This window comes from Isoptericola sp. AK164, from assembly GCF_029643425.1.
Classification (GTDB): domain Bacteria; phylum Actinomycetota; class Actinomycetes; order Actinomycetales; family Cellulomonadaceae; genus Isoptericola; species Isoptericola haloaureus.
In genome coordinates, this window is record NZ_CP119106.1 from 2,963,758 (window position 1) to 2,988,981 (window position 25,224).

At 74.3% G+C, this 25,224-nt stretch carries 24 protein-coding genes; 4 read left to right on the forward strand and 20 right to left on the reverse strand.

Annotated features, from left to right (window positions below; genetic code table 11):
• Positions 1-87: 87 nt before the first annotated feature.
• The 3 genes from PO879_RS13630 to lysS form a co-directional block, all read right to left on the reverse strand.
• The gene (locus PO879_RS13630) at positions 88-420 is read right to left on the reverse strand and encodes an Lsr2 family protein (RefSeq protein WP_278235414.1); all 333 of its coding nucleotides are present in this window, start codon (positions 418-420) and stop codon (positions 88-90) included.
• 104 nt (positions 421-524) lie between these two features.
• Complete coding sequence (locus PO879_RS13635) at positions 525-689, reverse strand: hypothetical protein (RefSeq protein WP_278235415.1); 165 nt, start codon at positions 687-689, stop codon at positions 525-527.
• Positions 690-700: 11 nt separating this feature from the next.
• Positions 701-2,215: a lysine--tRNA ligase gene (gene lysS, locus PO879_RS13640; protein ID WP_278235416.1), complete on the reverse strand. Its 1,515-nt coding sequence runs from the start codon at positions 2,213-2,215 to the stop codon at positions 701-703.
• A 140-nt stretch (positions 2,216-2,355) separates the two neighbouring features.
• Between lysS and nadC the strand changes: the two genes are divergently transcribed.
• Complete coding sequence (nadC, locus tag PO879_RS13645; protein WP_278235417.1) at positions 2,356-3,294, forward strand: carboxylating nicotinate-nucleotide diphosphorylase; 939 nt, start codon at positions 2,356-2,358, stop codon at positions 3,292-3,294.
• Between the two features lie 124 nt (positions 3,295-3,418).
• Here nadC and PO879_RS13650 read toward each other — a convergent pair whose 3' ends face one another.
• The 15 genes from PO879_RS13650 to dacB all read right to left on the reverse strand — a co-directional run bounded on the left by PO879_RS13650 (position 3,419) and on the right by dacB (position 19,634).
• Positions 3,419-5,095, reverse strand: coding sequence for an L-aspartate oxidase (locus PO879_RS13650; RefSeq protein ID WP_278235418.1), 1,677 nt, complete (start codon positions 5,093-5,095; stop codon positions 3,419-3,421).
• Positions 5,092-5,502 carry an aspartate 1-decarboxylase gene (gene panD / locus PO879_RS13655; RefSeq protein ID WP_278237549.1) on the reverse strand — a complete coding sequence of 137 codons (411 nt, stop codon included), beginning with the start codon at positions 5,500-5,502 and terminating at the stop codon, positions 5,092-5,094. The genes PO879_RS13650 and panD overlap by 4 nt, the downstream gene beginning before the upstream one ends.
• Positions 5,503-5,581: 79 nt before the next feature.
• Positions 5,582-6,547, reverse strand: coding sequence for a pantoate--beta-alanine ligase (gene panC / locus PO879_RS13660; protein ID WP_278235419.1), 966 nt, complete (start codon positions 6,545-6,547; stop codon positions 5,582-5,584).
• Complete coding sequence (locus PO879_RS13665) at positions 6,547-7,497, reverse strand: DUF2520 domain-containing protein (RefSeq protein WP_278235420.1); 951 nt, start codon at positions 7,495-7,497, stop codon at positions 6,547-6,549. Before PO879_RS13665 ends, panC begins: the two co-directional genes overlap by 1 nt.
• Entirely contained in the window at positions 7,494-9,101 is a 1,608-nt protein-coding gene (locus tag PO879_RS13670; RefSeq protein ID WP_278235421.1) for a PH domain-containing protein, read from the reverse strand. Before PO879_RS13670 ends, PO879_RS13665 begins: the two co-directional genes overlap by 4 nt.
• Positions 9,098-9,601, reverse strand: a complete 504-nt coding sequence (locus PO879_RS13675; protein ID WP_278235422.1) for a PH domain-containing protein — start codon at positions 9,599-9,601, stop codon at positions 9,098-9,100. Before PO879_RS13675 ends, PO879_RS13670 begins: the two co-directional genes overlap by 4 nt.
• 45 nt (positions 9,602-9,646) lie before the next feature.
• Entirely contained in the window at positions 9,647-10,117 is a 471-nt protein-coding gene (locus PO879_RS13680; protein ID WP_278235423.1) for a DUF3180 domain-containing protein, read from the reverse strand.
• Between the two features lies 1 nt (position 10,118).
• A complete protein-coding gene (gene folK, locus PO879_RS13685) occupies positions 10,119-11,630 on the reverse strand; it encodes a 2-amino-4-hydroxy-6-hydroxymethyldihydropteridine diphosphokinase (RefSeq protein WP_278235424.1) in 1,512 nt (503 codons plus the stop codon).
• Positions 11,627-12,520 carry a dihydropteroate synthase gene (gene folP / locus PO879_RS13690; RefSeq protein ID WP_278235425.1) on the reverse strand — a complete coding sequence of 298 codons (894 nt, stop codon included), beginning with the start codon at positions 12,518-12,520 and terminating at the stop codon, positions 11,627-11,629. Before folP ends, folK begins: the two co-directional genes overlap by 4 nt.
• 3 nt (positions 12,521-12,523) lie before the next feature.
• Complete coding sequence (folE, locus tag PO879_RS13695; protein WP_278237550.1) at positions 12,524-13,111, reverse strand: GTP cyclohydrolase I FolE; 588 nt, start codon at positions 13,109-13,111, stop codon at positions 12,524-12,526.
• A 42-nt stretch (positions 13,112-13,153) separates the two neighbouring features.
• Positions 13,154-15,259, reverse strand: coding sequence for an ATP-dependent zinc metalloprotease FtsH (gene ftsH / locus PO879_RS13700; RefSeq protein ID WP_278235426.1), 2,106 nt, complete (start codon positions 15,257-15,259; stop codon positions 13,154-13,156).
• A 117-nt stretch (positions 15,260-15,376) separates the two neighbouring features.
• A complete protein-coding gene (gene hpt, locus PO879_RS13705) occupies positions 15,377-15,928 on the reverse strand; it encodes a hypoxanthine phosphoribosyltransferase (protein WP_278235427.1) in 552 nt (183 codons plus the stop codon).
• Positions 15,929-15,932: 4 nt separating this feature from the next.
• Positions 15,933-17,018: a tRNA lysidine(34) synthetase TilS gene (gene tilS / locus PO879_RS13710; RefSeq protein WP_278235428.1), complete on the reverse strand. Its 1,086-nt coding sequence runs from the start codon at positions 17,016-17,018 to the stop codon at positions 15,933-15,935.
• Between the two features lie 10 nt (positions 17,019-17,028).
• Positions 17,029-18,156: a zinc-dependent metalloprotease gene (locus PO879_RS13715; RefSeq protein WP_278235429.1), complete on the reverse strand. Its 1,128-nt coding sequence runs from the start codon at positions 18,154-18,156 to the stop codon at positions 17,029-17,031.
• A 59-nt stretch (positions 18,157-18,215) separates the two neighbouring features.
• The gene (gene dacB, locus PO879_RS13720; RefSeq protein WP_278235430.1) at positions 18,216-19,634 is read right to left on the reverse strand and encodes a D-alanyl-D-alanine carboxypeptidase/D-alanyl-D-alanine-endopeptidase; all 1,419 of its coding nucleotides are present in this window, start codon (positions 19,632-19,634) and stop codon (positions 18,216-18,218) included.
• Positions 19,635-19,803: 169 nt separating this feature from the next.
• On the opposite strand from dacB, the gene PO879_RS13725 reads away from it, so the two are divergent.
• On the forward strand, positions 19,804-20,298 hold the full coding sequence (locus tag PO879_RS13725; protein WP_278235431.1) for an inorganic diphosphatase: 495 nt from the start codon (positions 19,804-19,806) through the stop codon (positions 20,296-20,298).
• Between the two features lie 85 nt (positions 20,299-20,383).
• Here the strand turns inward: PO879_RS13725 and PO879_RS13730 are convergent, their stop codons facing one another.
• Positions 20,384-21,994 carry a hypothetical protein gene (locus PO879_RS13730; protein WP_278235432.1) on the reverse strand — a complete coding sequence of 537 codons (1,611 nt, stop codon included), beginning with the start codon at positions 21,992-21,994 and terminating at the stop codon, positions 20,384-20,386.
• A 293-nt stretch (positions 21,995-22,287) separates the two neighbouring features.
• Between PO879_RS13730 and PO879_RS13735 the strand changes: the two genes are divergently transcribed.
• A complete protein-coding gene (locus PO879_RS13735; RefSeq protein WP_278235433.1) occupies positions 22,288-23,619 on the forward strand; it encodes a bifunctional o-acetylhomoserine/o-acetylserine sulfhydrylase in 1,332 nt (443 codons plus the stop codon).
• A 78-nt stretch (positions 23,620-23,697) separates the two neighbouring features.
• Positions 23,698-24,759 (forward strand): alcohol dehydrogenase catalytic domain-containing protein, encoded by a 1,062-nt coding sequence (locus PO879_RS13740; protein ID WP_278235434.1) that lies wholly within the window; start codon positions 23,698-23,700, stop codon positions 24,757-24,759.
• 6 nt (positions 24,760-24,765) lie between these two features.
• On the opposite strand, the gene PO879_RS13745 is transcribed toward PO879_RS13740, so the two are convergent.
• A complete protein-coding gene (locus tag PO879_RS13745; protein WP_278235435.1) occupies positions 24,766-25,158 on the reverse strand; it encodes a hypothetical protein in 393 nt (130 codons plus the stop codon).
• Positions 25,159-25,224: the final 66 nt, after the last annotated feature.

Genomic DNA, 25,224 nt, shown 5'->3' on the forward strand with positions numbered 1-25,224 from the left:
TGCGCCGGCGGGCGGGCCGCCGGGCCCCGGACAGCACCGCGCCCCGACCGGGCAGTGCCGATCGGGGCGAGGGCGGTCGGTGGCGGCTCAGTGCGCCGCTTCGTAGGCCTCCAGCACGCGCGCCGGGATCCGGCCGCGGTCGTTCACCTCGTGGCCGTTCTCGCGTGCCCACTCGCGGATCTTCTGCAGCTGCGCACGGTCCGTGCGGCCGCGGCGCGGGCCTGCCGCGCGGGTCGCGGTCTTCGGGCCGGACTTGCGGCCGTGCCCGATCCACTTCGCCAAGGACTCCCGCAGCTCGGCCGCGTGGGCCGAGGTGAGGTCGATCTCGTAGGAGACGCCGTCCAGCGCAAAAGTGACGGTCTCGTCACCCTCCGTGCCGTCGATGTCATCCAACAGCACGACCTGGGTCTTCTGGACCACGTTGCCACCCTTCTCAGGATCCGAAATGCAATGACGATTAAAGGATGCCCGAATCAGGAATGCAATGTCAACTCACGCGCGATGGAATGAAGAGATGACCTGAGTCAATCATTCATGTCCGCGCGCTCGGAACGCGCCTGCTCGAACTGCTGCTGCGCGGCCCGTTCATTCCGGTCGGCCCGCACGATCTTGCGCATGGCGAACCAGAAGAGGAGTCCGACACCGATCGACGGCACGAGACCCGCGACGACTGCCCAGAAAGTGTCCACGATCGCCTTCCTCAGTGCGTGGGCTTGACGAGGGGGAAGAGGATCGTCTCCCGGATTCCCGCCCCCGTGAGAGCCATGAGAAGTCGGTCGACACCCATCCCCATGCCGCCGGCCGGCGGCATGGCGTACTCCATCGCGGTGAGGAAGTCCTCGTCGAGCGCCATCGCCTCGTCGTCGCCGGCCGCGGCGAGCCGCGCCTGCTCGGCGAACCGCTCGCGCTGCACGACCGGGTCCACGAGCTCGGAGTAGGCCGTGGCGAGCTCGAAACCGCGCACGTACAGGTCCCACTTCTCCACCACGCCCGGGATGGTGCGGTGGGCGCGGGTCAGCGGCGAGGTCTCCACCGGGAAGTCGCGCACGAAAGTCGGCGCGTACAGGTGGTTGCCGACGTGGTGCTCCCACAGCTCCTCGACCAGCTTGCCGTGGATCATCTGCTTCGGGTCGATCGAGATGTCCACCTTCTCGGCGAGCTCGTTGAGGTGCTCGACCGAGGTCTCGGGCGTGATTTCCTCACCGACCGCCTCGGAAAGGGATCCGTACATCGTGATGTGCGCCCATTCGCCGCCGAGGTCGTACTCCTCGCCGTCCGGGAGCGTCACCACGGTCGTGCCGAGCGCTTCGCGCGCGGCGGTCTGCACGAGGTCCTGCGTGAGGGCCGCCATGGTGTCGTAATCACCGTAGGCCTCATAGGCCTCGAGCATCGCGAACTCCGGGGAGTGCGACGAGTCCGCACCTTCGTTGCGGAAGTTGCGATTGATCTCGAAGACGCGTTCCACGCCACCCACGACGGCTTCCTTGAGGAACAGCTCCGGCGCGATACGCAGGAACAGCTCCATGTCGTAGGCATTCATGTGGGTCGCGAAAGGACGCGCCGAGGCACCCGAGGCGACGGTCTGCAGCATCGGCGTCTCGACCTCGAGGAAGTCGCGGGCGTGGAAGTTCTCGCGCAGCGAGCGCACGACGGCGGCACGCAGGCGGACCATGTCCCGGGCCGCCGGGCGCGCGATGAGGTCGACGTACCGCTGACGGACCCGCGCCTCCTCGGAGAGCTCCTTGTGCAGCACCGGCAACGGGCGCAGCGCCTTCGAGGCGAGCTGCCAGGAGTCGGCGAAGATGCTCAGCTCCCCGCGCCGCGAGGCCCCCACGCGGCCGTGGACGAACACGTGGTCGCCGAGATCGACGTCACCCTTGAACGCGGTGAGCGCCTCCTCCCCCACCACCTTCTGGCTGAGCATGGCCTGCAGCCGGTTGCCCTCGCCGTCCTGGAGGGCGACGAAGCAGAGCTTGCCCGTGTTGCGCAGGAACACGACCCGGCCGGCGACACCGGCGAGGTCGTCGGTCTCCTGACCGGCCTCCAGGTGGTCGTAGGCGGCGCGGACCTGCGCGATCGTGTGCGTGATCGGCAGGTTGACCGGGTAGGCCTCGCCGCCGGAAGCGATGATCCGGTCGCGCTTCTCACGGCGGACCCGGAGCTGCTCGGGCAGGTCGTCGGACACGGCGGAGTCGACATTCTCGGGGGTGGTCACCGTCCGATTCTACGGTCCGGCGCCAAACCGCCCGTGACCGGGTTCGGTCGAGCGGAACGGGTTCGGTCAGCATCTCGACCGAACCCGTTCCGCTCGACCGAACCCGACCCAGGGGGACCCGCGGGCAGTACCGTGTCGCCGTGAGCACGCCCGAGCACCCCCTCCCGGTCCACGCCTCGCCGTCCGCCGTGGATCCCACCCTCGACCCGGCGTGGACCCGCCGCGCCGTCGAGATCGCCCTGGAGGAGGACCTCGGCCCCGCACCCGGCCGGGACGTGACCTCCCAGGCGACCATCCCCGCGTCCGACGTCGGCACGGCCGACCTGGTGGCGCGCGAGGCCGGGACGGTGGCCGGCCTCGTCGTCGTCGACGAGACGCTGGCGCAGACCGCGACACGGCTCGGGCTGCCCGCCCCCGCGGCGACGTTCCACGCCCAGGACGGCGACGCCGTCGTGCCCGGGCAGGTGCTGGCCCGGCTCACCGGGCCGGTGCAGGTGCTGCTCGTGGCCGAGCGCACCCTGCTCAACCTGGCCTCCCGCGCGTCGGGCGTGGCCACGGCGACGGCGGAGTTCGCCCGCGAGCTGGCCGGCACCGGGGCGCAGGTGCTCGACACCCGCAAGACGACGCCGGGGCTGCGCGCCCTGGACAAGTACGCCGTGCGGGCCGGCGGCGGGACGAACAAGCGCATGGGCCTGTACGACGTCGCGATGGTCAAGGACAACCACGTCGTGGCCGCGGGCTCGGTGCGCGGCGCCGTCGAGGCCGTGCGACGCACCTTCCCCGACGTGCTCGTGCAGGTCGAGGCCGACACCACCGACCAGGCCCTGGAGGCGCTCGACGCCGGGGCGGACTTCCTGCTGCTGGACAACATGCCGACGCCGGTGCTCGCCGAGACGGTGGCCGCGGTGCGCGCCCGGGAGGGTCGCGACGGGGTCCCGGAGCACGTCGAGCTCGAGGCCACCGGCAACCTCACCGTGGAGCGGGCGCGCGAGGTCGCGAGCACCGGGGTGGACTACCTGTCCGTGGGGGCGCTGACGCACTCGGCACCGATCCTCGACCTGGCGCTCGACCTGCGCTGAGCCGAGCCCTCGCGCCAGCAGGGGACGACGGCGAACCAACGGGACGTCGTCGTCCCGCGGTGCCCTACCTCGGCGGGAACTTGCCTACCTCGGCCGGACGTTGCCTACCTCGGCGGGAGGTTGCCTACCTCGTGACGAGGGTCCCGTCGTCCTCCAGGGCCACGGTCACGCGACGCTCCCCGGCCGGGTCCCGGTCCGGGAAGTCCGCGCGGAAGTGGCCGCCACGGCTCTCGGCGCGCTCGGCGGCAGCCCGCACCAGCGCCCGGGCCACCTGGTGGATGTTCGTCGTCTCCCACTCCGCGACCTGCGGGGCGGCCACCACCCCGGCGTCGCCGTGGGCCGACGTCGTCACGTCCGCCAGGGCCGCCTCCGCCTGCGCCAGGGACTCGGCGGTGCGGATCGGCCCGGCCCCCTCGGACGTGACCCGCTGGATCCGCGACCGCGCCGCGGCCGCGACCAGGGCGGCGCCGCCGGGGCGCTCGACGGGCTCGGGCGCCGACGACAGCTCGCCCGCCTCGAAGCGTGCGACGACGTCGGCGGCGGCCCGGTGGGCGAACACGAGCCCCTCGAGCAGCGAGTTCGAGGCCAGCCGGTTGGCACCGTGCACTCCCGTGCACGCGACCTCCCCGACGGCGTACAGCCCCGGGGCCGACGTGCGTCCGTGCAGGTCCGTGACGACACCGCCCGAGTGGTAGTGCTGGGCCGGGGCGACCGGCACGGGCTCCTCGGTCCAGTCGATGCCCTGCTCGAGCAGCCGGGCGGTGATCCCCGGGAACCGGCGGCGCAGGAAGTCCGCCCCGAGCGCCCGGGCGTCGAGCAGCACGTGGTCCGCGGAGGTCGCCGCCATCTGCCGCACGATGGCGTGCGCCACGACGTCGCGCGGGGCCAGCTCGGCCAGCTCGTGCACGTCCGGCATGAACCGGTGCCCGCGCACGTCGAGCAGCAGCGCCCCCTCGCCCCGCACGGCCTCGCTGATCAGCGGGAGCTGGCCCCGCGCGCCGGCGCCCAGCCAGAGCACCGTGGGGTGGAACTGCACGAACTCCAGGTCGCCCAGCACGGCACCGGCACGCAGCGCCGCGGCGATGCCGTCGGCGGTGGCCCCGGGCGGGTTCGTCGAGGACCGGAACACCTGCCCCACTCCCCCGGTGGCGAGCACCACCACGGGCGCCAGGGCGGCCCCGACGCCGTCGCGGGAGCCCGCGCCGCGCACGTGCAGGGTCACGCCGGCCACGGGCCGCTGACCGGAGGCGTCCGGCGCGCCGGTGAGCACGTCGAGCACGAGCGCGTTGGAGATCACCTCGATCCCCGGGTCGTGCTGCACGGCCTCGATCTGGGCGACCAGCGCGCGGGAGATCTCCGCCCCGGTGGCGTCGCCGCCGGCGTGCGCGATCCGGTCGGCCCGGTGGCCGCCCTCGCGGGTCAGGGCGATGCCGCCGTCGTCGGCGCGGTCGAAGCTCGCGCCGCGGGCCACCAGCTCGTGCACCCGCTGCGGGCCCTCGGTGACCAGCACGTCGGCGGCCTCGGGGTCGCTCAGGCCGCCGCCGGCCACGAGCGTGTCGTGCCGGTGCGCCTCGGGGGTGTCGTCCGGGTGCAGCACCGCGGCGATGCCGCCCTGGGCCCACACGGTGGACCCGGAGGACAGCTCGCCCTTGGTCACCAGGAGCACGTGCGGCACCCGGGTGCGCAGCTCGAGGGCAGCCGTCAGCCCGGCGATCCCGGAGCCGACGACGACGGCGTCCGCGCGCGTCGTCCAGCCCGGGGCCGGGGCGACGAGGGAACGGGCGAGCCGGTCCGGGCTCACCGCGCGCCGACGGGGATGCCGGAGCTGACGAGTCCGTAGCCGTCCGGGACCTGGCCGGGGTCGTCGTGCACGTCGACGATCCTGTTCTCGCCGTCGACGAAGACGACGTGCGGCAGGAAGGATCGCGCGTCGGCGTCCGAGAGCATGCCGTAGGCGATGATGATGACGGTGTCGCCGGGGTGCACCAGGTGCGCGGCGGCGCCGTTGATGCTGATCTGGCCCGAGCCGGCCTCGCCGGGGATCACGTAGGTGGTGAGCCGGGCGCCGTTGTCGACGTCCACGACGTCGACCTGCTGGCCGGGGAGGAGGTCGGCGGCGTCCATGAGGTCGGTGTCGACCGTGATGGATCCCACATAGTGCAGGTCGGCCTGCGTCACCGTCGCGCGATGGATCTTGCCGATCATCATCGGGCGCTGCAACGACGCCGGGCGGCGCGCACCGGTCCGGCGGTCCGTCGGGGTCGAGCCGACGGGCGATGCAGTCTGGTCAGTCACGGGTTGCCTCCTGGCCTGCGGTTTCGTCCTCGTCAGAGGACGCGACGACGTCCACGGCCTGGTTGTCGATCAGTCGTGTGGTGCCCACGCGCGCGGCGACGAGCAGCAGGGCGGGCCCGGTGCGGTCACCGGGAACCTCCTCCACAGTATCCGGGTCGACGAGTGCCAGGTAGTCCACGACAACGTCGGGGACCGCGTTGAGGATTCCCGAGGCCGTCGCCAGGACCGCCGGCGCGCCGTGCCCGGCGGCGGCCTCCTCGGCCCCTCCCCGGAGCGCCCGCGACAGCGCCAGGGCGGCGTCCCGTTCGCCGTCGGACAGGTACGCGTTCCGCGACGACAGCGCCAGCCCGTCCGCGTCGCGCACGGTGGGCACGCCGACGATCTCGACCTCCAGGTCGAGGTCGCGCACCATGCGCCGCACGGCGAGGAGCTGCTGGGCGTCCTTCTCGCCGAACAGCGCGACGTCCGGCCGCGTGAGCTGCATCAGCTTGAGCACCACGGTCAGCACGCCGTCGAGGTGGCCGGGCCGGAACGCACCCTCCAGCACCTCGCCGATCCGTCCGGCCGAGACCCGCACGATCGGGTCGCCGTCGGGGTAGACCACGTCGGGCGTCGGGGCGAAGACGACGTCGGCCCCCACCTCGGCCAGCCGCTCCAGGTCCCCGGCGAGGTCGCGGGGGTAGGCGTCGAGGTCCTCCCCCTCGCCGAACTGCAGCGGGTTGACGAAGATCGTCACCACGACCTGGCCGCCGGGGCCGACCTCGGCACGCGCCCGACGGACCAGCTCCAGGTGCCCCTCGTGCAGTGCACCCATCGTCATCACCACGGCGCGTCGGTCGGTGGGGTCCGCGCCGCCGATCGTCCAGGCGGCGAGGGCGTCCCGCAGCTCGGCGCGGGTGTGCGCGACGACGCCGTCGGCGGGCGACGACGGCGTCGCACGGTCAGCAGGTGCGGTCATCAGTGCTCCTTGGGCGGTTCGCCGAGGACGTCCAGCAGCGCCCGCGCCGCGGCGTCGTCGATGCGGTGGGCGGCCAGCGCGCGCCGGGCGGCGCCGCGGGCGAGCCCGGTGTAGCTGTCCGGGACGTCGGTCGCTCCGGTGCCGGCCGCGAGGTCGCCGAGCACCTCCAGGTGCCGGGCCACCGTGCCGGCGTCGCCGCGGGCGACCGGGCCGGTCAGGGCGGCGATCGCGCCGGGCCCCTCGCCGTCGCGCAGGTCTGCCGCCCGCGTGGCGCCGTCGAGGGCGGCACCCAGCAGCGGGGCGAGCACGCGCCCGGGGTGCTCCACGCCGGCGGCCTCGAGGGCCTGCGCCGCCTGCGCCACCAGCACCACGAGGTGGTTGGCGCCGTGCGCCAGGGCGGCGTGGTAGAGCCCGCGGGCCTGCTCGTCCACGACGACGGGTTCGCCGCCGATCTCGACGACGAGCGCCTGGCCGATGGGCAGCACCGCGGCCGGGGCGGTCACGGCGAACGTGCAGCCGGTCAGCCGGGCCAGGTCCAGCGAGGTCCCGGTGAACGTCATCGCCGGGTGCACGGCCAGGGGGATCGCTCCCGCCCGCTGGGCGGGGGCCAGCACCTCGGCCCCGTACCGGCCCGAGGTGTGCACGACGAGCTGGCCCGGCTGCCAGGCACCGACGTCGGCCAGCCCGGCCACGAGGCCCTCCAGGGCGTCGTCGGGCACCGCCAGCAGCACGAGCTCGGAGCGCTCGACGATCTCCGGCACGTCCAGGTGCGGCACGCCGGGCAGCATGGTCTCGATCCGGTCCCGGGAGGCGTCCGAGACCCCGGATGCCCCGACGACGGCGTGCCCGGCCGAGCGCAGCGCGCTGCCGAGGACGGCGCCGACCCGCCCGGCGCCGACGACGCCGACCCCGAGGCGCCCGGGGCGTGCCGCGGTGTCCGGGGCCGTCACGGGCTGTCCTCCGGTCCGTCGCCCGGTGCCGCCGGGCGGGCCAGCGGCGCGACGCGCTCCATCCAGCGCTCCGGCGTCTGGTGCGACCGGGCCGCGCGGGCGCGCACCGACTGCTCGGCCAGCAGGTGCTGCGCGTCGGGGGTGTCGAGGTGGTGGGCACGGGTGGTGACCGGGCCCGGCGTGGAGTGCACCGCGAACGTCGTCAGTCCCCGCCGCCGCTGCCACGGCCCCTGCACGAGACCGAGGGACTGGGTGCGCTCGTGCGGGACGACGGACAGCCGCCGGGTCAGCCGTCCGCCGCGCAGCAGCAGCGCCCGGTCGGCGACGGCGAACCCGTTGCGGCGCCAGCTGATCGGGTCCAGCAGCCGGGCACGACGCGGGCTCGTGGTGAAGAAACGGTCCGTGCGCGCCTCCCCGGTCAGGGCCTCGTCGAGCAGCTCGGTCGCGTCCTCGGCCCCGAGGTCGGGCAGCACCAGCCACAGCGCCGCCATCGCCTCGGACCGCGGTCCGACCGGGAGGAGCACGTTCTGGGTGGCGTTCTGCTCCTCGCCGCCGTACCCGGCGACGTTGACCTTGATCCGCCACCAGTCCTTGCCGCGCCACCAGAAGCCCTGGGTGAGCTCCAGCGCCTGCACCCGTCCGGGCGGGATGGTCTGCGCGCGCGTCTCCAGCAGCCCGTGCCGCAGCCGGATCCCGTCCGGGGAGATCGCGGCCCGGAAGCCGAACTCCCCGGCGAACCGGTTGAACAGGAACGTCGCGACGCCGAACGCCACCGGCAGCATGGAGACCAGCACGCCGACGGCGCGGGTGACCAGCACGAAGACCACGAGAGCGACGAGCACCGCGAGGGCGACCCAGACGGCGGGCAGCCGCAGCAGCGACACGACCAGCCGACCCGGGGGGACCTCGTAGACGAGGTTCTCCGGGGCCTCCTCGGCCGGCGGCGGCACCTCCGCCACGACCGGGCCGGTTGCGGCCGGCGACGGCTCGGTGGCGACGTCCGGGCCGGCGGGGCCGCCGTCCGCGGCGATGCCCACCGGGGAGGAGCCCGCCGGGGACGGCACCGTGCCACCGGCCCGCCGTGCCCTGACCCCGGCGGCGCGCGCCAGCAGCTCGGCACGGAGCTGCTTGGCGTCGTCGAGACGCAGGAACCCGATCACCACCCCGGAGTCCGACCCGCCGGCGACCTCCAGGGTCAGCTCGGCCAGCCCGAACAGCCGGGCGAGCAGGGGCTGACGGACGTCGACGGCCTGCAGCCGATCGAGCCGCGCGTGCCGCTGCTGGCGGAACAGGATGCCCTTGCGCAGGTGGGCGGCGTCGTCGTCCACCGCGTAGGAGGTCATGCGCCAGGCGAGCGCGGAGACGCCGAAGATGACCGCCAGCACGACGAGGACCACCAGGACCGCGAGCCACCACACCCGGGTGACGCCGTCGACGACCTCGCCGGCGTACTCGAGGCTCTCGATCGCCTGCTGCCCGAGGACGAACAGCAGCACGGCGATGGCGGCCCAGCCCCGCACGACGGGCGTGATCGGGTGGACCCGTCGCCACTCGCGCGCCGGTGCCGTCCCCGTGGCCCCCGACGTCGGCTCCGCGGCGCTCACAGCCCGGCCAGCCTCGCCTCGCCGCGCGCCGTCAGGCGGTCCCGCAGCCGCTCCGCCTCGTCCGGGGTCAGCCCCGGGATCTCGGCGTCCGTGCTGGCCGAGGCCGTGTGCAGCTGCACCGTGGCGATGTTCAGGCGGCGGTCCAGCGGACCGGCGGTGACGTCGACGAACTGCATGCGCCCGTACGGGACCACGACCAGCTCGCGGAAGAGGATGCCCTTGCGGATCAGCAGGTCGTCGTCACGCTCGGCGTACCCGATCGCGCGGACCTGGCGCGGCACGAGCAGCCCGATCCACAGCAGCAGGAGGGCGCAGACGGCCGCCGGGATCCACAGCCATCCCGTGACCGCGAGCGCGAGGACCAGGCAGACCAGCAGCGGCAGCCCGAGCCAGAACCCCACGACGACCAGTCGCGCGGGGACCAGCCGGGGGGACACCCGGTCCCAGGTCACGTCCGGCGGGTCGAACGGGTCGGCCGGACCCGATGCGGGGTGTGTCATGGGACCATCCTCGCAGAATCGCCGCCCACGACCGCTCCGGACGCCTCAGGACGGGATCGCCTCGCGCCCCTCGTCCTCCTCGGGCGGGGGCGCCTCGCAGAACTTCTCGACGACGAGGCCGACGACGGCCAGACCGATCGCCGCCAGGGCCGCCACGCCCGAGGTGATGGCCACCTCCCGGCGGGGCTCGACGGCGAGCTGCGGCAGGACGAGCAGCACGGACGCGGTGTAGCGCCCCGTCAGCAGCGCTCCCGTGTACGCCGCGGCCTTGGCCATGGCGAAGGTGCGGGCGGCGCGCAGCGGGTCGAGGTCCGGCTTCTCGCCGCGCAGGTAGGCGCGGACGGCCCACCCGGCCCACAGCACGAGGCCGGCGATGAGCACCAGCGCCACGACCTCCACCCACGCCGCTCCTGGCAGGTAGACCCCACGGGTCTCGAGCAGGCGCAGCAGCAAGGTCCCGACGGCGGCGACCCCGACCGCGACGGCGACCAGCGTGCGCACACGGGTCCGGCGCACGTCAGGCGCGTTCCGGGTGCTCGGCGTCCGGCGCGGGCGGGATCGGGGCGTGCATGCCGGCAGCGGCCACGAAACCGCGCGGCTCCTGCGCCGGCGGCACGTCGTCGGGCGGGTCCTGACGCGGCACCGGCACCGACGGCGGCGCCTGGGCCGGGAAGGCCGCGGTGCTCGGCGCCTGCGGGGAGGGGTGCGACGGCGGTGCCGCGGGCACCGGCTGCGAGGAGGGCGCCTGCGGCGACGGTGCCGCCGGGACCGCGCCGCTCGAGGCCGGCTCGGTCAGCCAGTCGAGCGCGAGCCACCGGATGCCCGACCGGTCGGGCGCGGTGGCGGCGAGCTGGGCCACCGGGCCGCCGCCGAGACCGACGAGCACGCCCTGGGGATCCACCTCGGCCCACGGCACCAGCACGAACGCCCGTTCCCGCGCCCGCGGGTGCGGCAGCTCCAGGTCCTCCGCGGTCGACGTCAGGTCCCCGTACTGGACGACGTCCACGTCCAGCGTGCGCGGGCCCCACCGCTCGTCCCGCACCCGGCCGTGCAGGAGCTCGACCTCCTGGCAGGCACCCAGCAGGTCGCGCGCGGGCAGCGTGGTGCGCACCAGGAGCACGGCGTTGAGGAAGTCGGGCTGCTCGGGTCCGACGGCGACGGTCCGGGCCAGCGGGGACACCTCCATGACCTGCACCCCGGGGATGCGGTCGATGTCGGTGACGGCGGCGCGCAGCGTGCCCTGGGCGTCGCCCAGGTTGGCCCCGAGGGCGAGCACCGCGTCCACGGGCGCCTCGGGGGCCTCGTCGAGCGGGTCGACGGCGGGGGGCGCCGGCGCGGACTCCGGGCCGGGGGCCTCCGGGCCCGGGACGGGTGCAGCGTCGACGGTGGTCGCGTCCGGGGCGGGAGGTGCCGGGACCGCCGTCTCGGCGACCGCGGGGGTCGGGAGCGAGGTCGCCGCGGGCACCGGGGTCGCGGCCTTGGGCTCGGGCGGCGCCGGCGGGGGCGGCACCGGCGGCGCGGGAACGGGCGCCGCCGCCGGCGCAGGAGCCGGCGCCGGCGCGGGGGCCGGTGCCGGCGCCGGGGAGACCTGCTGGTCCGTGCTCGTCGCGGCCGGCACGGCCGGCGGGTTCTCCCGGTCGCGGCGCACCACGACCTCGACGTCGTCGAACGGCACGGAGATCGGCGCCTGCGGCTTGTGCACGCGCACGTCGACGGCCCGCACCGCCGACCGGGACAGCACGACGGCGGCGATCCGCTCGGCGAGCGTCTCGACGAGGTCCACCGGGGACCCCGAGAGCACGTCGTGGACGTCCTCGGCGACCTCGGCGTAGCTGACCGTCGCGGCGAGGTCGTCCGACCCGGCGGCGGGGCGCGCGTCCAGGTGCAGCACGACGTCGGCGCGGAAGGTCTGTCCCTCGACACGTTCCTGCGGCAGCACGCCGTGGTGACCGGTCGCGGTCACCCCGGTCAGCCGGATCTGGTCGAGGGGTCGGCCGTCCGACCCCGTCACGGCGTCGGCGAATGTCACGCGGTGTCCTCCGTCGTCTCGGCCCGCCTCCAGGCGGCCGCCACTTGTACGGCGTCAACGCTCGCACGCGCGGCGTGCACGCGCACGCACCACGCCCCGGCGTGTGCGGCCAGCGCGGTGATCGCCGTCGTGGCGTCGTCCCGGCCCGCGGGCGGGACCGGCTCGTCCGCGGCGGCCCCGCGCACCCCCGCGAGGAGGTGGCCGAGGAACCGCTTGCGCGACGCACCGACCAGCAGGGGGCGGCCCAGGGCGTGCAGCGCGTCCAGGTGTGCCAGCAGCGGCCAGTTCAGCGCCCCGGACTTGGCGAAGCCGAGGCCCGGGTCGAGCACGATCTGCTCGTGCGCGACCCCGGCGTCGTGCAGAGCGGCGACCCGGGCGGCGAGCTCGTCGCGCACGTCCGCCACGACGTCGTCGTAGTCCTGCCGGGCGTCCATGACGTCGCTGTGCCCGCGCCAGTGCATCGCCACGTACGGCACGCCCGTCTCGGCCACGACGCCCGCCATGTCCGGGTCGGCCAGCCCGCCGGAGACGTCGTTGACCAGCCGCGCCCCGGCCGCCACCGCCCGCTCGGCCACGGCGGCCCGCGTGGTGTCGACGGACACGACCGCACCGGCGGCGGCCAGGCGCCCGATGACGGGGACGACGCGCCGCAGCTCCTCGGCCTCGGTCACCCGCTGGGCGCCGGGTCTGGTCGACTCCCCGCCCACGTCGAGGACGTCCGCGCCCTCGGCGAGCAGGTCGAGGCCGTGCTGGACGCCGGCCTCGGGCTCGAACCACTCCCCGCCGTCGGAGAACGAGTCCGGCGTGATGTTGACCACGCCCATGACGAGGCAGCGGCCGGCGCCGGACAGCTCGGGCAGACCGGCGACCACGGCGTCGCGAGTGCTCATGCGTCAGTGCCCCAGGATCAGACTCATCGCTTCGGACCGCGTGGCGGCGGTCTGCATGACGCCCCGCACGGCCGAGGTGACCGTCCGGGACCCGGGCTTGCGCACCCCGCGCATCGACATGCACAGGTGCTCGCACTGCACGACGACGATGACGCCGCGCGGGTCGAGGATCCGCACCAGGGCGTCGGCGATCTGCGTGGTGAGGCGCTCCTGCACCTGGGGGCGCCGGGCGTAGACCTCGACCAGCCGGGCGAGCTTGGACAGCCCGGTGATCCGCCCCTCGGCGCTCGGGATGTAGCCGATGTGCGCGAGCCCGTGGAACGGGACCAGGTGGTGCTCGCACGTGGAGTACACCTCGATGTCCTTGACCAGCACCATCTCCTCGTGCCCGAGGTCGAAGGTGGTGGTCAGGACGTCCTCGGGCTCCTGGTGCAGGCCGGCGAAGATCTCCCGGTAGGCGCGCGCCACCCGCGCCGGGGTGTCGCGCAGCCCTTCGCGCTCCGGGTCCTCACCGACGGCGAGCAGCAGCTCGCGGATCGCCGCCTCGGCGCGCTCGGCGTCGTAGGGCGGCACGTCGGCCGCCGGCCGCATCCCCAGCGAGACCGGCGTCAGCGGCAGGTCCGGCTCCGTCACTCAGGTCTCCTCGCCGTCGGAGCGGCCGTCGGTGCGCTCCGCCGTCGCGCCGTCGTCGCCCGCGGGACGCTCGTGCGGGCGACGGGACGCCGCGGCCTCGGCCTCGACGTTGCCCACGACGGCGGCCTCGTCCTGCGGGAGACCGGCGTGGCCGTTCGTCGCGTACGCGGCCTGCTCGCCCTCGGTCATCACCGGACCGCGGTCGTGGACGGTGCGCTCGGTGCTGGACAGCCAGACGTCCCGCGCGGGGCGCTTGCTCACCGGGGCGAAGACCGCGGCCAGCTCCTCCTGGTTGAGCGTCTCGTGCTCGAGCAGCTGCAGGACGAGGTCGTCGAGCACGTCGCGGTACTCGGACAGGACCTCCCACGCCTCGTCGTGCGCGGCCTCGACGAGCTTGCGGACCTCGTGGTCCACGGTGCCCGCCACGGCCTCCGAGTAGTCGCGCTGGTGGCCCATGTCCTTGCCCAGGAACGGCTCGGAGGAGGCGGACCCGAGCTTGAGCGCGCCGACCTTCTCGCTCATGCCGTACTCCATCACCATCTTGCGGGCGATGGCGGTGGCCTTCTCGATGTCGTTGCTGGCCCCGGTGGTGGGGTCGTGGAACACGATCTCCTCGGCCACGCGGCCGCCCATGGCGTAGGCGAGCTGGTCGAGGAGCTCGTTGCGGGTGGTGGAGTACTTGTCCTCGGTGGGCATGACCATCGTGTAGCCGAGGGCCCGCCCGCGCGGCAGGATCGTCACCTTCGTCACCGGGTCGGTGTACCGCATGGCGGCCGCCACCAGGGCGTGCCCGCCCTCGTGGTACGCGGTGATCTTCTGCTCCTTGATCTTCATCACCCGGGTGCGCTTCTGCGGACCCGCCAGCACGCGGTCGATCGCCTCGTCCAGCGCCCGGTCGTCGATGAGCTGGGCCCCGGAGCGGGCGGTCAGCAGCGCGGCCTCGTTGAGCACGTTGGCCAGGTCGGCACCGGTGAAGCCGGGCGTGCGGCGCGCCACGGCGGCGAGGTCGACGGTCTCGACCATCGGCTTGCCCTGGGCGTGCACCTGCAGGATGTGCTCGCGGCCCTTGAGGTCCGGCGCCTCGACGGCGACCTGACGGTCGAAGCGGCCCGGGCGCAGCAGCGCGGGGTCGAGGATGTCCGGGCGGTTGGTCGCCGCGATGAGGATGACGTTCGTCTTGACGTCGAAGCCGTCCATCTCGACGAGCATCTGGTTCAGCGTCTGCTCCCGCTCGTCGTGACCGCCGCCCATGCCGGCGCCGCGGTGGCGGCCGACGGCGTCGATCTCGTCGACGAAGATGATCGCGGGCGAGTTGTTCTTCGCCTGCTCGAACAGGTCGCGCACGCGCGAGGCGCCGACGCCGACGAACATCTCGACGAAGTCCGAGCCCGAGATCGAGTAGAACGGCACCCCGGCCTCGCCCGCGACGGCACGGGCGATGAGGGTCTTGCCCGTCCCGGGCGGGCCGTACAGCAGCACGCCCTTGGGGATCTTGGCGCCCACGGCCTGGAACTTCTCCGGCTCGGAGAGGAACTCCTTGATCTCGTGGAGCTCCTCGACGGCCTCGTCCACGCCCGCGACGTCGGCGAACGTCACCTGCGGGGTGTCCTTGGAGATCATCTTCGCCTTGGACTTGCCGAAGCCCATGACGCCGTTGCGCCCGCCGCCCTGCATCCGCGAGAGCACGAACCAGAAGATCACCAGGATGATCAGGAAGGGCACGAGGAAGGACAGCATCGAGCCGAGGAACGACGGCTGCGGCACGTAGGTGTCGTAGCCCTCGGCGAGGTCGGCGGACTCCACGGCGGACACGACGTCCTCGCCCTGGGGTTGGACCCAGAAGAAGTCGACCTTCTCGCCGTAGTCCCGCTCGTCCTCGGTGCCGGAGTCGGTGACGTACGGCTCGCTGAGCTCGAGCTCGACGCGCTGGTCGCCGTCCACGATGAGCGCGTGGTCGACCGTGTCGCCGGACAGCAGCTCGAGGCCCTGCGACGTCTCGACACGCTCGATCCGCTCACCGGTGAAGGCGGAGAAGGCGAGCGCGACCAGGATCAGGCCGAGCACGATCCAGACGAGCGGTCCGCTGAAGATCTTCTTGAAGTTCATCCGTGACGGGGCCCTGCCCCGCTTCCCTTCGGTCGGGCGATGGTTCGACCTACGAAACTACACCGTGGCGGGAAAAGTTCCCTCAGTGCTGACGGATGTTCGCCCAGGGCGTCAGGGTCAGGAGTAGACGTGCGGGGCGAGGGTGCCGATGAAGGGGAGGTTGCGGTACTTCTCGGCGTAGTCCAGGCCGTAGCCGACGACGAACTCGTTCGGGATGTCGAACCCGACGTACCGCACGTCGACGTCCACCTTGGCGGCGTCCGGCTTGCGCAGCAGCGTGGCGATCTCCACCGACGCCGGTCCGCGCGAGCGCAGGTTCTGCACCAGCCACGACAGCGTCAGGCCGGAGTCGATGATGTCCTCGGCGATGAGCACGTCCCGACCGGTCAGGTCGGAGTCCAGGTCCTTGAGGATGCGCACCACGCCAGAGGACTTGGTGCCCGAGCCGTAGGAGGACACCGCCATCCAGTCCATCTCCAGGGGGTGGTGGAGGCGGCGCGAGAGGTCGGCCATGACCATGACCGCACCCTTGAGCACGCCGACGAGGAGCACGTCCTTGCCGGCGTAGTCGGCGTCGATCTGCGCCGCCATCTCGTCCAGACGGGTGCTGATCTGCTCCTCGGTGATCAGGATGTCGGCGAGGTCGCCGGCGACGTCCGACTTGTCCACGGGGCTACTCCTCGGGGTGCGTGGCAGGGTGACGCGGACCCGTCACCGACGGCCGCAGGAACAGCCTGCCACAGTCCCGCACCGCGCGGACGTCGGCGGGCAGGTGCACCGCCCCCTGGCCGCGCCACCGCACCACGAGCGCGTCGAGGGCGTCGACGTGCCGGGACGTGGTGGCCCCGGCGGGGCACCCGGCCTCCAGGGCCGCCGCCCGCAGCGCGCGGCGGCGCACCGCGGCCGGCGCCCGCTCCAGCGGTGCGACGTCGAGCACCACCGGGTCGGCCGGCCCCCGCGCAGGCTCGCCGGACCGCGCCGCGGCCAGCAGCTCCGCCCCCAGGTCCTCGAGGACCGCGGCGTCGTCGCGCAGCTGGTCGGCGCTGCGGGCGAGCGCCTCGACCGCCCCGGGACCGAGGACCTCGGCCAGCACCGGCAGCAACCACCCCCGCACCTGCGAGCGCAACGGCGCGGGGGTGCCGCCGTCGGGCGCCGGGGAGTTCGTCGGGTCGTGCCACGGCACGATGCCGCTCGCGGCGCACGCGGCGAGGATCTGCTCGCGCCGGAGGGTCAGGAACGGGCGTCGGTAGGGCCCGCGGCGCGCGGGCATGCCGCCGAGGGAGCGGGCGCCGCTGCCCCGGGCGAGACCGAGCAGCACCTGCTCGGCCTGGTCGTCCAGGGTGTGCCCCAGCAGCACGGCGGCCGCACCGGACCCGGCGGCCGCGGCCTCCAGCGCCGCGTAGCGCGCGGTGCGGGCGGCCGCCTCCGTCCCGTCGCCGCCCACGACGACGTCGACGGTACGCACCAGGACCGGGTCGAGACCGAGGGCGCGGCACTGCCGGGCGGCCCGGGCGGCCACGGCGGCGGACCCGGGCTGCAGGCCGTGGTCGACGACGACGGCGCCCGCGCGGACCGCGTACCCGCGCGAACGCACGGACCGGCCCACACGGCGCGCCTCGTGCGCGACGGCGGCCGCGAGCGCCAGCGAGTCCGGTCCGCCCGAGCAGGCGACGAGCACGAGGTCGCCGGGGCCGAGGTCGGCCAGGTCGGCGCGGACCGCGGTGCGGACGGCGGCGAGCGCCGGGTCGATGCGGGGCACGGGTGCCGGCTCAGGAGTGCACGCGGCGGACCCAGGCGCGCGGGTCGGCGATCTCCCGGGCGCTGGGCAGGTGGGCGGGCTCGGCCCAGACGGCGTTGAGACCGTCGCGGCCGACCTGCTTCTCGACCTCCCGCACGAACGCGGCACCGTCGCGGTACTGGGCGAGCTTGGCGTCCATGCCGAGCACGCGCCGCAGCACGACGTCGAGCCGGGGCGCGCCCTCGCCGTCGCGCCGCTTCTCGAAGCGGGACCGGATGGTGCGCACGGACGGCACGACGCGCCGTCCGACGGCGTCCATCATGACGTCGGCGTGCCCCTCGAGCAGGGCCATGACGGCGGTGATCTCGGCCAGCTGCTCCTTCTGCTCGGGCCCCATCACCTGGTCGACCGGGGTGGTGAGGTCGCCGCGCACCGCGTCCAGCAGGGTGCGTCCCACCAGCGCCACCTTGTCCCGCAACGGGGCGTGGCTGAGCTCGACCGAGGAGGTCGTGACGTCCCGCAGCAGGCCGCCGAGCCGGCCGGCGAGGTGGTCGGCGAGCCACGGGGCGGCGGCGAACTGCAGCGCGTGCGTCTGCTCGTGCAGGCACACCCAGAGCCGGAAGTCGTGCGGGTCGACCTTCATGGCCCGTTCCGCGGCGAGCACGTTGGGTGCCACGAGGAGCAGTGTCGGCCGTCCGGGGCCGTACGGGTCGAACTGGCCGAGCACCTTCGTCGACAGCAGGGCCAGCAGCCCGCCGACCTCGGCGGCGCCGGCGAGCCGGGCGGCCGAGGACTCCCCCAGCCGCGCCCCGACGTCGAGGTCGGCGAGCACGGGGTCCGTCAGGGCCGCCATGGAGGTGGTGTTGGCGCGCGCCCAGGTGGCACGGTCCACGACCCGGACGTCGCCCAGGTCGGGACGCTTGACGGTGACCCGGCGGGTGAACCGTCCGGAGGCGTCGCGCTCGCGCTCGACCTCGGCGCCCGCGGGCCGCATCCGGGTCACCCGCAGCACGTGCGGGACCGCGTCCCGGGCCGCGGTGCGCAGCCCGTCGACGAGGTCGTCGAGCTCGGCGCGCGGTGCGACCGGTCCGGGGCGCCCGACGCGGCGGGCGATCTGGGCGGCGGTCTGCCAGTCGACGAGGGCGCTCGTGGAGGTCACGGGTCCCACCGTAGCGGCGGCGTCCACGCACCGGTTCGCGAGCGCCGCGGCCGAGCCGGTCAGCCGCCCTGCGGACGGCAGCCGCAGGCGGCGAGGTCGCCGACGAAGTCGTCGATGATGAAGTTGGCCCCGAACGACTGCCCGTCGGGGATGCGGTCGGCGATGACGGTGAACAGCAGCAGCCGGTCGTCGGCGGTGACCACGGTCCCGGCCAGGGAGCGGGTGTCCGGCAGGCTGCCGGTCTTGGCCTGGGTGTAGCCGCGGCCCGGGTTGTCCTGCCCGAACCGGTCGGCGAGCGTGCCCTGCATCCCGGCGACGGGCAGCCCGATCAGGGTCTCGCGCAGCGCGGGGTCCTGGGCGGCGACCTCGAGCGTGGCGACGACCTGGGCCGGGGTGAGCAGCGAGCCGACGCCCAGCCCCGACAGGTCCATCAGCTCGGCGCCGGACAGGTCGACGCCCAGGCGCTCGACGGCGGCCACGACCTCGCTGATGGCGGCGGCCTGCGAACCGGGCAGCCCGGCGTCGAGGGCGACGACCCGGCCGACCACCTCGGTCAGGGTGTTGTCGGACTCGGCGAGGAAGTAGTCGACGACCGCGCCCAGCGGCGCGGACTCGACCCTGCCGATCTCCCGGGCGGACGACGGCGCCTCGTGGCGCCGGACGCTGCCCGCGACGGTCAGCCCACGGTCGGCCAGCGCCTCCGCGAACGTCTCGGCGGCCGCCATCGCGGGGTCGGACTGGCGCGGGGCGTACTTCTCGTCCTCCAGGCGGGCCACGTCGACGGCGAGCGCCGCCACGGGGGCGACGTACCCGGCGGCCGCGTCGCTGCGCCGTACCGACGGCGCGAGCGCCGGCCCGGTGAACAGCGTGTCGTCGACGGACAGCGTGACGGTGTCCCGGCCGGAGAGCCCGAGCTCGTCGACGACCTGGTCGGCGAGGTCGCCGAGGCCCGCGTGCCCGTTGACGGCGTCCGGGTCGCCGTCGTCGGCCGCGAGCATCATGTCCCCGCCGCCGACGAGCACGACGTGCGAGGTCCCCTGCAGCATCGCCCGGGTGGGCAGGGTGACCTCGCCGCCCGGGCCGGCGTAGGCGGCGACGGCGGTGAGGACCTTCTGTGTGGAGGCGGGCACCATGAGCCGGTCCGGTCCGGACGCACCGAGCGTCTCGCCGGTGTCGGCGTCGGCGACGACGACGCCCACCCGGTTGCCGAGGCGTTCGTCGTCGACGATCCCGTCCACGAGGTCCCCGACGGCGGCGGCGTCCGGCGAGGGGGCCTCGGAGGACAGCGGCGGCACGGCGGTCCGGGGCGTGGGGCCGGTGGTGGCGCCGGGCGCGGAGGGGAAGGGCGCGGGTGTGGCGTGGGGCGGGTCGAAGGTGACCATGCCGGGCACGACGTCGTAGGCGTCGGCCACGAGGTACCCGCCGAACAGGGTGAGGACCGACGTCACGGCGGCACCGACCCTCAGCCGCCACCCCATGCGGTCCTCCCCGTCTCGTGAACCTGGTCACACGCAGGCTCGGTCAGCCCGCATTGTCGCACGACCGTCCTGCACGCGGTGCCGGGACGAACCGGCCTCCGAGGGCTCGTGGAGGCGCCCTGCATGGCACACTTGGTGACGCGCGTACGCATCACGAAGCGGAGGAACTGTGGAGTTCGACGTCACCATCGAGATCCCGAAGGGTCAGCGGAACAAGTACGAGGTGGACCACGAGACCGGTCGCATCCGTCTGGACCGCATGCTCTTCACCTCGACCCGATACCCGGACGACTACGGGTTCATCGAGGGCACGCTCGGTGAGGACGGGGACCCTCTGGACGCCATGGTCCTGCTCGAGGAGCCCACGTTCCCCGGCTGCCTGATCAAGTGCCGCGCGCTGGGGATGTTCCGCATGCGCGACGAGGCCGGCGGCGACGACAAGGTCCTCTGCGTACCGACCGGTGACCAGCGCGCCGCCTGGCGCCAGGACATCGACGACGTCTCGGACTTCCACCGCCTGGAGATCCAGCACTTCTTCGAGGTCTACAAGGACCTGGAGCCCGGCAAGTCCGTCGAGGGCGCCCACTGGGTCGGCCGCGAGGACGCCGAGGCCGAGATCAACCGCTCGATCCAGCGCGCCAAGGACTCCGGCTACCACCACTGAGCCGCCGTCCTCCCGGAACCCCCGTCGGCCCCCGTCCCGCACCGGGACGGGGGCCGACGTCGTCATCCCGGAGCCGCTGCGCGGCTCAGTAGTGGTAGATCGTGAGCCGCGGGGACCGGCGCTTCGCGACGTGCTCGCGGTCGGCGGGCACGTAGCGGACACGCAGGTGGACCCGGCCGCTCCGGCCGCCGGCCTTGTCGAGGTAGCGGGCGGGGACCTTGATCCGCTGGACACCGTCCTCGCTCCGGCTCAACCACCACGACTTCCGTGTCCGCCAGCCGTCGTTCGTCGCGTGCCGGTCTCGGGTCTGCAGCACCAGCCTGCCGACCTCGGGCATCCCCGGGGTCCGCACGACGATGCGGCCCGACCGCTTGCCCGTGAGGTCGACGTCCGCCCAGTACGTCGTGCGTCGCATCCGCAGCCTGACCGTGGGCTGCGCCTTGCGGACCCGCTGGGTCCACGACGTGCGCGACGGCGCGTGCTCCCCCGAGTCCGGCACGAACCTCGCGACGATCGTGCGCCGACCCGGGTCGACCTTCTTGCCCCCGACCCGCACGGACGCCCGACCGTGCACCAGGTCGGCCGCGCCGATCCTCCGTCCCGCCTGGTGGAGGACGACCCTCCCCTCCGGCGTGCCGACCGAGGACGTGACGTCCACGTCGACGCTGCGGCGCTGGGCGTAGGTCCACCGGCGGGCCGTGGACACGCGGACGCGGGTCGCGGGGGGAAGCACCTCGACCACGTGCTCCGCGCGGGTGTTCTCGTACTCCCGTCCCCCGCGCGTGCGGACCTCGATCCGCTGCTCCCCGACCGGCAGGTCCGTGACGTCGACCACGAGCTCTCCCCGACCGTCGACGAGCGTCTCCCGCGCCAGCGGGACCCCTTCGGCACCGTCGAGGTAGGTCACCGACGCCTCGCCGGTCGGGGTCCCGTGGTCGGACGTCACGTCGACGGCGATCCGGACCGTCTCGCCCCGGCGCCAGGTCTCGGGGATCTCGACGTCCGCGGTGACCGGCCTGGCGGCGAGGTCGACCGGCAGCAGCCAGCGCGAGAGCACGTCGCCCTCCGGGCTCCGGTGGGTCAGCCGGACCTGCGGGCTGCGGACCTCGTCGCCCGTCAGCGCGAGCTCGGCGACTCCGTCCACGAGCGGCGCGACGACGGCGCTCCCCATCAGCTCGACGGTCCCGTCTGCGGGGAGGTCGGTCCCGGTGAGGTCGAACCGGGGCGACACGGACTCTCCCGCGTACCACCCGTCCGGGGTGAGGAGCGGGGTCGTCGGCTCGACGACCTCCAGCGACGCCGTGGCCGACGAGGAGCAGCGGCAGTCCGCCGACGACTCGCCGTCCATGTGCCGCACCTCGATCTCGTGCGTGCCGCCGGAGAGCCGGTCGGTGAACAGCGTCAGGACGGCACCGCCGTCGGACAGCGCCCGGTACCACGTCACCAGCGTCCCGTCGACGTAGAGCCAGACGGTCCCCGTCGCCGGAGCGCCGTCCTGGGTGACGCGGACGGGCACCTCGAGCACCTGCCCTCGCCAGGCCCGGTCGGCCTCCAGCTCGATCGTCGTGGTGCTGTCCGCCGCGACCGCCGCGGGGACCCCGACGAGGGCTCCCGTCAGGGCCAGACCGACCGTCACCGCACCCGCCGTCACCGCCCGCACGAACCTGCCCAGCCTGCTCCCGCCGCCCAGCCCCATCGGTGGCCACTCCCTCGGTCGTCGACCCACGTGCGGCGAATCTAGCGCACACGGTGACGGGACACGCCGACGCCCGACGCACCCGCGCAGTGTTCACCAGATGGACACCCCCTTCCGCCCGCCGAGACGGGAACCTACGGTCGAGGCATGACCACGCGTCGAATGTGCCGCTGACCCAGCGCACGTTCGCCTGCCCACGTCCGGCCGCCCGGCCGAGCACGTGTCGGCCCGGCCGTGGGGAGCACGTGCGCGCTGCCGATCCCCCGACCCGCCGGACCCCTTGGAGCACCCTCATGACCGACACGCCTCGCTGGTCCTTCGCGACCCGCCAGATCCACGCCGGCCAGACGCCCGACCCCGCCACCGGGGCGCGCGCGCTGCCGATCTACCAGACGACGTCGTACGTGTTCGACGACGCCAAGACCGCGGCGAACCGCTTCGCCCTGGCCGAGCTCGGCCCCATCTACACCCGCATCACCAACCCGACCCAGGAGACCGTCGAGAACCGCATCGCGGACCTCGAGGGCGGCGTGGGCGCGCTGCTGCTCGCCTCGGGGCAGGCCGCGGAGACGTTCGCGATCCTCAACGTCGCCGAGGCCGGGGACCACGTGGTGGCCAGCGCCAGCCTCTACGGCGGCACCTACAACCTGCTCAAGCACACCCTGACCCGGTTCGGCATCACCACGACGTTCGTCGAGGACGCCCACGACGCCGACGCGTGGCGCGCCGCCGTGCAGGACAACACCAAGGCGTTCTTCGCGGAGACGATCCCCAACCCGAAGAACGACTTCCTGGACATCGCGCTCGTCGCCGACGTCGCGCACGAGTCCCAGGTGCCGCTCATCGTGGACAACACGGTGGCGACGCCGTACCTGGTGCGCCCGATCGAGCACGGGGCCGACGTCGTCGTGCACTCGGCCACCAAGTACCTCGGCGGGCACGGCACCACCGTCGCCGGCGTCATCGTGGACTCCGGGAACTTCGACTACGCGCGCTACCCGGAGCGGTTCCCCGGCTTCAACACCCCCGACCCCTCGTACAACGGGCTGGTCTACGCCCGCGACCTCGGCGTCGACGGCGCGCTCGGGGCCAACCTGGCGTTCGTGCTCAAGGCCCGGGTGCAGCTCCTGCGCGACCTCGGCTCGGCGGTCTCGCCGTTCAACGCCTTCCAGATCGCGCAGGGCATCGAGACGCTCTCGCTGCGCGTGGAGCGCCACGTCGACAACGCCCAGCAGGTGGCCGAGTGGCTCGAGCAGCGCGACGACGTGCTGCGCGTGCACTACGCCGGCCTGGAGTCCAGCCCCTGGCACGCCGTCCAGCAGCGCTACGCACCGCGCGGCGCCGGCGCCGTGCTCGCCTTCGAGCTCGACGGCGGCGCGGAGGCCGGGCAGGCGTTCGTCTCGGCGCTGCAGCTCCACTCGCACGTGGCGAACATCGGCGACGTCCGCTCGCTGGTGATCCACCCCGCCTCGACGACGCACAGCCAGCTCACCGAGGCCGAGCAGGCGCAGTCCGGCGTCACGCCCGGGCTCGTGCGCCTCGCCGTCGGTATCGAGGACGTCGAGGACGTCCTCGCCGACCTCGAGCTCGGCTTCACCGCGGCCAAGGCGGCGCTCGACGGCTGACCCGCCGTGCGCGGGGCCACGCCCTGCGCGGGCCGACGGCGGCGGGTGCGACCGCCGTCGTCGGCCTACCGTGGGGCCATGCTTTCCGCGATGATCCACGCCGCGCGGGACGTCCGCGCCGAGAACCGCCCCGACCCCGTCCTGCGCACCGAGCACGACGCCGTGCTGCGCGTGGCGGCCGCCTGCGTCTGCGGCTCCGACCTGTGGCCCTACCGGGGTGTCGCGAAGACCCGCGAGCCGCACCCCATCGGCCACGAGCTGGTCGGTGTCGTGGAGGAGGTCGGTTCCGCGGTCACGTCGGCCGCGCCCGGGGACTTCGTCGTCGTCCCGTTCTCGCTGAGCTGCGGCGAGTGCCAGTCGTGCCGGGCGGGCTTCCCGTCGGCCTGCGACCGGGTCACGGGGTTCGGGTCCACCGACCGGGACGGCCACCCGGTGGACGGCGCCCAGAGCGAGCGCGTGCGCATCCCGCTGGCCCAGCACTCGCTGTTCCCGGTCGGGCGCAGCGAGGCCGAGCTGGAGGAGGCCGGTCTCGTGCCGCACCTGCTGACGCTGGCCGACGTCATGTCCACCGGCCACCACGCCGCGGTGTCGGCCGGCGTCGGCCCCGGGGACACCGTCGCGGTGGTCGGGGACGGCGCGGTCGGGCTGTGCGGCGTCGTCGCGGCCCGGCGGCTCGGCGCCGAGCGCGTCGTCGCGTTCTCCCGCCACCCCGACCGGGCGACGCTGGCCCGCGAGCTCGGGGCGGACGACGTGATCGCCGAGCGCGGCGACGAGGGTGTCGCGGCGCTGCGCGACCTGCTGGGCGGCGACCTCGCGGACGCCGCCCTCGAGTGCGTCGGCACCGAGCAGTCGATGGAGCAGGCGCTCGGGTCCGTGCGGGGCGGCGGCCGGGTCGGGTTCGTCGGCGTGCCGCACGGGGGCTCGCAGGTGCCGATCCGGACCCTGTTCGGCCGCAACATCACCGTCGGCGGCGGCATGGCGCCGGCGCGGGCGCACATGGCGGACCTGCTGGACGACGTGCTGTCCGGGGCGATCGCCCCGGGGCGGGTCTTCGACGTCGAGATGCCGCTGGCCGACGTCGCCGAGGCCTACGCCGCCATGGACGAGCGCCGCGCCACGAAGGTGCTGCTGCGCCCCTGAGACCGGTCAGCGGGTGGTCGCGGCCAGCGCCGCCGTCAGCGCGTCGCCGAAGGCGGCAACGTCCCCGTCCAGGTCCTCGAGGGCGTCGGCGTCGAGGAGGGTGACGAGGGCGTCGCCGGAGGTGCGGCCGAGCACGACGGGGCTGCCGGCGCGGGCGACGGCGGCCGCGACGTCGTCGTCCGTCTCGTCGAGGTGCACGAGCGTGACCGGCAGGTCGAGCGTGGCGACGTACGCGTCCCAGGCCCGCCGCCGTCGGACCGCGCCGTGCGTGATGTCGCACAGCGCGCAGTGCGCCGTGCCGCGCAGCCGACCGAGCACGTACCGCACCTCGCCGAGGAGGCTGCCCTCGGCGTGGTAGACCCCGACGATCTCGACGACGGGGAGCCTCGCCTCGTACATCGACCCACCGTACGCCGGGTGGTCCACGTCACGTCTCGACAGGAGATCCACCTCTGTCTCGACATG